The 7,542-nt window shown below is 70.5% G+C and carries 7 protein-coding genes; 1 reads left to right on the top strand and 6 read right to left on the bottom strand.

All coding sequences use genetic code 11. From position 1 onward, the window contains the following. The 5 genes from G5C65_RS27050 to nrdR form a co-directional block, all read right to left on the bottom strand. The coding region (locus tag G5C65_RS27050) for an ADP-ribosylglycohydrolase family protein (protein WP_165301556.1) at positions 1–218 on the bottom strand (218 nt) is incomplete at its 3' end. Positions 219–231: 13 nt separating this feature from the next. Then, positions 232–900, bottom strand: a complete 669-nt coding sequence (locus tag G5C65_RS27055; RefSeq protein WP_165301557.1) for a histidine phosphatase family protein — start codon at positions 898–900, stop codon at positions 232–234. A gap of 15 nt (positions 901–915) precedes the next feature. Continuing rightward, positions 916–1,524 (bottom strand): DUF4937 domain-containing protein, encoded by a 609-nt coding sequence (locus tag G5C65_RS27060; RefSeq protein ID WP_165301558.1) that lies wholly within the window; start codon positions 1,522–1,524, stop codon positions 916–918. Positions 1,525–1,659: 135 nt separating this feature from the next. Beyond that, positions 1,660–4,569 carry a vitamin B12-dependent ribonucleotide reductase gene (locus G5C65_RS27065; protein ID WP_165301559.1) on the bottom strand — a complete coding sequence of 970 codons (2,910 nt, stop codon included), beginning with the start codon at positions 4,567–4,569 and terminating at the stop codon, positions 1,660–1,662. A 193-nt stretch (positions 4,570–4,762) separates the two neighbouring features. Then, positions 4,763–5,407, bottom strand: coding sequence for a transcriptional regulator NrdR (gene nrdR, locus G5C65_RS27070; RefSeq protein ID WP_165301560.1), 645 nt, complete (start codon positions 5,405–5,407; stop codon positions 4,763–4,765). A gap of 499 nt (positions 5,408–5,906) precedes the next feature. Between nrdR and lexA the strand changes: the two genes are divergently transcribed. Beyond that, complete coding sequence (gene lexA / locus G5C65_RS27075) at positions 5,907–6,701, top strand: transcriptional repressor LexA (protein WP_165301561.1); 795 nt, start codon at positions 5,907–5,909, stop codon at positions 6,699–6,701. A gap of 131 nt (positions 6,702–6,832) precedes the next feature. On the opposite strand, the gene G5C65_RS27080 is transcribed toward lexA, so the two are convergent. After that, on the bottom strand, positions 6,833–7,542 hold a 710-nt coding region (locus G5C65_RS27080), incomplete at its 5' end, for an ATP-dependent DNA helicase (protein ID WP_165301562.1).

Raw genomic sequence — 7,542 nt, forward strand, 5'->3', positions numbered from 1 at the left:
GTCGCGGCCATGACGGCGACCACGGAGCAGGCCATCTCGGTGTCGTCGGTCCACTGCCAGGTGCCGGGCGGCAGTTCGCTGCGGCGGGGCAGCGCGTGGTGTGCGGGGACGAAGAACTGTGAGCCCAGGGCGTCGCCGACCGCCAGCCCGCGCAGGCTGGCGAGGGCGCGTACGGCCCGCTCACTGCACGCGTGGCGGTGGAGGGAGTCAGCGCTCATGGTGACGACGACTCTAGCCCGCCGGTCCCGGAAACCCGTACGAACGGGGTGTGCGCCATCGCTCGAAGGGGCGGTCCAGGTGGTAGCGCCCGTTGGTGCCGAGCAGCAGCGTCCGGGTCTCGCCGTTCCCGGGGTTCGACAGGGCCTCGAACTCCTCGACCGTCCAGTGCATCCAGCGCATGCAGAACAGCCGCATGGTCAGCCCGTGCGTCACCAGCAGGACGTGCGGCGGGTGGTCGGGGGCCTGGAAGCTGCGCCAGAGGCTCTCCAGGAAGGCGCCCACCCGGTCGTAGACGTCGGCGCCCGACTCGCCCTGCGCGAAGCGGTAGAAGAAGTGGCCGTAGGCGTCGCGGTACTTCTTCTGCTGGCGGACGTCGTCGCGGTCCTGCCAGTTGCCCCAGTCCTGTTCACGCAGCCGGGGTTCTTCCCGTACGCGTACGAGTGAAGTGTCGAGTCCCAGGGCGCCGAAGGTCTCCCTGGTGCGGCGGTAAGGCGAGACGTAGGCGGACACGCGTTCGCGGCCGAATGTCTCGCGCAGCCGCTTCCCGGCCTCCTCGGCCTGGCGCACACCCCGCTCGGTCAGCGCGAGGGCGTGGTCCGGTACCCGCTCGTAGATGGTGTCGTCGCAGTTGCCCTCGGACTCGCCGTGCCGGAGGAGAACGATACGAACGGGACGGGCCATGATTCCTACCGTATGTCAGACGGTCCAGGACGGCTCAATATCAATCACATCTCCGGCAACGGCGGTCACGTCCGCTCCCGTCTGCGCGCGCAGCGCCAGCCGCTCTACGCGTTCGGTGCGGTACTTTCCGTGCTCGGCCGTCGAATCCCACATCGACAGGACCAGGAACTCATCCTCTGCATGTGCTTGTGCGAATACGCCGCGCAGCATCCCGGGCGACCCGGCCATGGCCGGGTTCCACACCTTCTCCTGCATCAGGGTGTAGTGCTCGGCCCGCTCGGGGCGCACCCGGCAGTGGGCGACGCGCAGCAGGTCGGCGTCGGTGAAGACCGGGCGGAACCCGGCCTTCACCTCGAAGCGGAACTCGAAGAGCCGCACCCGCAGATCCGTGTAGGTGCCGAGCTGAGCGGCGTGCAGCCGGTCGTGCGAGCGGGCCATGAACGAGTCGTAGAAGGCCCGGCTCTCCCAGAAGCCGAACAGATGCACGATGTCGTTCCCCGACCGGCCCCAGCCGCCGCCCTGCCCCCGGAATCCGGGCTCGCCGAGCAGCCCGGCCCACCTCCGCTGCCCACGCTCGAAGCCGCGGCGGTCCACCACAGTGCAACGCATCCACTTGACCAGCACCGCGCTATCGTACGGCCATCCTGGTGACCCACCGGCGCGCGAACCGGAGCCGACGGGTGCTCGGCACGCGCCCGGTAGCACGAGCGCGGGAGGGGGCGCCGACGCGCCCCCTCCCCTCGCTCAGGTCAGGTCAGGTCAGCTGCAGCCGCTGGTGGAGCCGCACCCCTCGCAGAGGTAGCAGCTGCCGGCGCGGCGCATCTTGGTGCCGCAGGAGAAGCAGAGCGGCGCGTCGGCGTTCAGACCGAGCTGCATCTCCAGGAGCTCCGTGGAGCTGTGCGCCTCCTGCGGAGCCGGGGCCGGAGCCAACGCGGCGTCTCCGGACTGCGGGGAGTCGGCCGCGGAGGACTGGGCTGCCGCCTTCTGCTCCGCCTTCGGCGCGGACTGCGCCAGTCCGTCCGCGTCGAACTCCTCGTCCGACGGCTCGTACGAGCCGGTCTCCAGGTGCCGCTGCCGCTCGGCGGCCGAGTGGATGCCCAGGGCCGACCGGGTCTCGAACGGGAGGAAGTCCAGCGCCAGACGGCGGAAGATGTAGTCGACGATCGACTGCGCCATCCGCACGTCCGAGTCGTCGGTCATCCCGGCGGGCTCGAAGCGCATGTTGGTGAACTTGGAGACATAGGTCTCCAGCGGCACGCCGTACTGCAGACCCACCGAGACGGCGATCGAGAAGGCGTCCATCATGCCCGCGAGGGTCGAGCCCTGCTTGGACATCTTCAGGAAGACCTCGCCGAGGCCGTCGTCGGGGTAGGAGTTCGCCGTCATATAGCCCTCGGCGCCGCCCACCGTGAACGAGGTGGTGATGCCGGGGCGCCCCTTGGGGAGGCGGCGGCGGACCGGGCGGTACTCGACGATCTTCTCCGGCTCGGCCGCCTTCTCCTCCTCCTTGGCCTTCGCGGACAGCGGCTGGCCGACCTTGCTGTTCTCGACGTAGACGGCGAGCGCCTTGGTGCCCAGCTTCCAGCCCTGGAGGTAGATCTCCTCGACGTCCTCGACGGTGCTGCTCGCGGGCATGTTGACCGTCTTGGAGATGGCGCCGGAGAGGAACGGCTGGGCCGCGGCCATCATCCGCACATGCCCCATCGGCGAGATGGAGCGCTCGCCCATGGCGCAGTCGAAGACCTCGTAGTGCTCGGGGCGAAGGCCGGGGGCGTCCACCACGTTGCCGTGCTCGGCGATGTGCTCGACGATCGCCTCGACCTGCTCCGGCTGGTAGCCGAGCCGCTTGAGGGCCTTCGGCACGGTGTTGTTCACGATCTGCATCGAACCGCCGCCGACCAGCTTCTTGAACTTGACCAGGGCCAGGTCGGGCTCGACGCCGGTGGTGTCGCAGTCCATCATCAGGCCGATGGTGCCGGTCGGGGCCAGCACGGACGCCTGGGCGTTGCGGAAGCCGTTCTTCTTGCCGAGCCGCTGCACGTCCTGCCACGCCTCGGTGGCCGCCGCCCACACCGGGGTGTCCAGGTCGTCCATGCGGGCGGCCGAGCCGTTGGCGTCCGCGTGCTGCTTCATGACCCGCTGGTGCGCCTCGGCGTTGCGGGCGTAGCCCTCGTACGGGCCGACGACGGCGGCGAGCTCGGCCGACCGCTTGTAGGAGGTGCCGGTCATCAGGGAGGTGATGGCACCGGCGAGCGCCCGGCCGCCGTCGCTGTCGTAGGCGTGGCCGGTGGCCATCAGCAGGGCGCCGAGGTTGGCGTAGCCGATGCCGAGCTGGCGGAAGGCGCGGGTGGTCTCGCCGATCTTCTCGGTCGGGAAGTCGGCGAAGCAGATGGAGATGTCCATCGCCGTGATGACCAGCTCGGTGACCTTGGCGAAGCGCTCCGCGTCGAACGACATGGTGCCCCCGGCGGCGGAACCGCTGTCGGCCTCAGTGTCGTCGCGGAGGAACTTCATCAGGTTCAGCGAGGCGAGGTTGCACGAGGAGTTGTCCAGGTGCATGTACTCGCTGCAGGGGTTGGAGGCGGTGATCCGGCCGGTCTCCGGCGAGGTGTGCCAGCGGTTGATGGTGTCGTCGTACTGGATGCCGGGGTCGGCGCAGACGTGGGCGGCCTCGGCCATCTTGCGGAAGAGCGCCTTCGCGTCGACCTCCTCCAGCACATCGCCGGTCATCCGCGAGCGCAGTCCGAACTTCGAGCCCGACTCGACGGCCTTCATGAACTCGTCGTTGACCCGGACCGAGTTGTTGGCGTTCTGGTACTGGACGGAGGTGATGTCGTCCCCGCCCAGGTCCATGTCGAAGCCCGCGTCGCGCAGGGCGCGGATCTTCTCCTCCTCCTTGACCTTGGTGTCGATGAATGCCTCGACGTCCGGGTGGTCCACGTCCAGCACGACCATCTTGGCCGCGCGGCGGGTGGCGCCGCCCGACTTGATCGTCCCGGCGGAGGCGTCGGCGCCGCGCATGAAGGAGACCGGGCCCGAGGCGTTGCCGCCCGAGGAGAGCAGCTCCTTGGAGGAGCGGATCCGGGAGAGGTTCAGGCCGGCGCCGGAGCCCCCCTTGAAGATCATCCCCTCTTCCTTGTACCAGTCGAGGATCGACTCCATCGAGTCGTCGACGGACAGGATGAAGCAGGCGCTGACCTGCTGCGGCTGCTTGGTGCCGACGTTGAACCAGACCGGGGAGTTGAAGGCGAAGATCTGGTGGAGCACGGCGTACGCCAGTTCGTGCTCGAAGATCTCGGCGTCCTCGGCGCTGGCGAAGTAACCGTTCTTCTCACCGGCCTCGCGGTACGTACGCACCACGCGGTCGATGAGCTGCTTGAGGCTGGTCTCCCGCTGGGGGGTGCCGAGGGCGCCGCGGAAGTACTTGCTCGTCACGATGTTGACCGCGTTCACCGACCAGAAGTCGGGGAACTCGACGCCGCGCTGCTCGAAGTTGATCGAGCCGTCGCGCCAGTTGGTCATGACGACGTCGCGGCTCTCCCAGCTGACCTCGTCGTACGGGTGCACGCCGGGAGTGGTGTGGATGCGTTCGATACGCAGCCCCTTGCTCGCCTTGCCGCCGCCCTTCGCGCGGGAGCCGCGCGCCGGGCCGCTCGTCGTCTCTGTCATTCCGCCTCCCTGTATGGGGCATAACGCCCCAACGTGCCCCGGTTCTTCCCGGGAAACCGTGCCTGTTCTGTGCCTGTTCCGGCGACCCGGGCACGCATGGTGCCCCGGCCGGGTCTGGTAGCGATCCGTGTCGCTGTGATGTCGGGCCGTCGCCGCGCCCGTGCCCCGCCGCGCTGTGCCGCGCCGCGGGCGCTCAGTCGGCGGCGGCCAGGGGGGCGGGGACCGCGCTGTCCCCGCCCGCTCCCGTCTTTCCGCCCGCTCCGGGGGATCCGGAGGCCGCGGACGGCGGCGCTCCCGGGCTCCCGGCCGCCCTGCCCGCCGGGGCCGCGGGCCCCGCACCCGGCTCGTCCGGGTCCCGGCCCTCGGCGCCCTCGGCGTCGGGAGCGGGGGCGCGCCGCGCCGCGCGCAGCTCGGCGACAGCGGTCTCGAAGTCCTCCAGTGACTCGAACGCCTTGTAGACGGACGCGAAGCGCAGATACGCCACAAGGTCCAGGTCCTGGAGCGGGCCCAGTATGGCGAGCCCGACGTCATGGGTGGACAGCTCCGCGCTCCCGGTGGCCCGCACCGCCTCCTCGACCTGCTGGCCGAGCTGGGCGAGCGCGTCCTCGGTGACCGGGCGCCCCTGGCATGCCTTGCGGACGCCCGCGATGACCTTGTCGCGGCTGAAGGGCTCGGTCACGCCGCTGCGCTTGATCACGGTCAGTGACGCGTTCTCCACCGTGGTGAAGCGGCGGGAGCAGTGCGGACACTGGCGCCGTCGCCTGATCGCGGTGCCGTCGTCGGTGGTCCGGCTGTCGACCACGCGGCTGTCCGGGTGCCGGCAGAAGGGGCAGTGCATCGTTTTCCACCCTCCCAGGGCCCTCAGGACCCTCACCGCGCATGACTGGTACAGCCTCGTCCGCCCTGTCGCACAGGACTCGCGAAGCAGCCACCAGCATAGGTGAAGTTCTCCCGGGACGAGCACCGGGGACCACAACTTGTGGTGGCGTGCGCTCATCAAACCACTAGATCTGGTATCCGGACGTCAACGCGGCCCTACGCGTGTCGCGGGCCGCGGGCGGCACGAGCGTACGGGAAGCGGGGCGCGGGACGGCGGCCGGGGCGCGCCTGCGAGACTGTGCGGGCCGCCGGCCGCCCCGGCCGGGGCGCGGGACGGACGGGATCCTGGGAGCCCACGAGGCGGAGCGGGATCGCGAGCTGCGAGACAGGGCTATACACCCACCAAGCCCATGAAGTCAGGCGAACGCCAAATTTTCACTCGAACGTGTGTTTGGCGCAACCTTTCGAAAGCAACTACCGTTGTCCAACTAGGGAGAAGCCAGTCGAGAGGGGCCGACGTGACCACCACCGCAGACAGCGCCACCATCACCTCCCAGAACCGGTCAGCGCAGTCGCTGGACCAGATTCAACCGGTGCCGGACGCCATGAGCCCGGAAGGCCAGGAGGGGCAGCAGCCGAAGCGCTCGCTGCCCGGCCGGCCTCCCGGCATCAGGGCGGACAGCTCCGGGCTCACGGACCGGCAGCGCCGCGTGATCGAGGTGATCAGGGACTCGGTGCAGCGGCGCGGTTACCCGCCGTCCATGCGCGAGATCGGCCAGGCGGTCGGCCTCTCCAGCACCTCCTCCGTCGCCCATCAGCTGATGGCCCTGGAGCGGAAGGGATTCCTGCGCCGCGACCCGCACCGCCCGCGCGCGTACGAGGTCCGCGGCTCGGACACCCCCAGCACCCAGGCGACCGCCGACACCACGGGCAAGCCCTCCGCCTCGTACGTTCCGCTGGTCGGCCGGATCGCGGCCGGCGGGCCCATCCTGGCCGAGGAGTCGGTCGAGGACGTCTTCCCGCTCCCCCGCCAACTGGTGGGCGACGGCGAGCTGTTCGTCCTGAAGGTCATCGGTGACTCGATGGTCGAGGCCGCGATCTGCGACGGTGACTGGGTCACCGTCCGCCGCCAGCCCGTCGCGGAGAACGGCGACATCGTCGCGGCCATGCTCGACGGCGAGGCGACCGTCAAGCGCTTCAAGCGCGAGGAGGGCCATGTGTGGCTGCTCCCGCACAACTCGGCGTACCAGCCCATCCCCGGGGACGACGCGACCATCCTCGGCAAGGTCGTCGCCGTCCTCCGCCGGGTGTGAGGCCCGCCCCGCACCGCCCGGCTCCACTCTCCGGTCCCTGACAAGGCCGCTGGTTCCCTCCGCACTGGACCCAGCGGCCTTTCGGGGTTCCGGGCGCCGGACCGCCGTGCGCACGGACCGGGCGGGGCACGTCAGTCCGGCTGCGCCGCGGCGTCGATGGCCGCCAGCGAGCGGCGCACCTGGTTGCGGTCCGTGGTGTACCAGAAGTCGGGCATCGAGGCGCGCAGGAAGCCGCCGTACCGCGCCCGCTCCAGCCGGGGGTCGAGGACGGCGACCACCCCACGGTCCCCCGTCGCGCGCACCAGCCTGCCCGCGCCCTGTGCCATCAGCAGCGCCGCGTGGCTCGCGGCGACGGCCATGAAGCCGTTGCCCCCCGCCTCCTCGACGGCCTTCTGCCGGGCGCTCATCAGCGGGTCGTCGGGCCGCGGGAACGGCACTCTGTCCATCACCACCAGCTGGCAGTTCGGCCCCGGCACATCCACCCCCTGCCAGAGCGACAGCGTCCCGAACAGACACGTGGCCGGGTCCTCGGCGAAGCGGCGGATCAGCTCGCCCAGCGTCTCCTCGCCCTGCAGCAGGATGGGCAGCCCGAGCCGCCCCCGCAGCTCCTCGGCGGCGGTCTGGGCGCCCCGCATGGACGAGAAGAGCCCGAGGGTGCGCCCGCCCGCGGCCTCCACCAGCTCGGACAGTTCGTCCAGCATGTCGGACCGCGAGCTGTCCCGGCCGGGCGGCGAGAGGTGCTTGGCCACATACAGGATGCCCTGCTTGCGGTAGTCGAACGGGGAGCCGACGTCGAGCCCCTTCCAGGGCGGCGCCTGCGCCGCGTCCTCCTCCCCTCCCC

Origin of the sequence: Streptomyces boncukensis (assembly GCF_011045075.1) — a bacterium.
GTDB classification, from domain to species: Bacteria; Actinomycetota; Actinomycetes; order Streptomycetales; family Streptomycetaceae; genus Streptomyces; species Streptomyces boncukensis.

Coding starts and splice junctions, on each gene's coding strand:
- G5C65_RS27055 (WP_165301557.1), bottom strand. CDS start 900: ATGGCCCGTCCCGTTCGTATCGTTCTCCTCCGGCACGGCGAGTCCGAG.
- G5C65_RS27065 (WP_165301559.1), bottom strand. CDS start 4,569: ATGACAGAGACGACGAGCGGCCCGGCGCGCGGCTCCCGCGCGAAGGGC.
- nrdR (WP_165301560.1), bottom strand. CDS start 5,407: ATGCACTGCCCCTTCTGCCGGCACCCGGACAGCCGCGTGGTCGACAGC.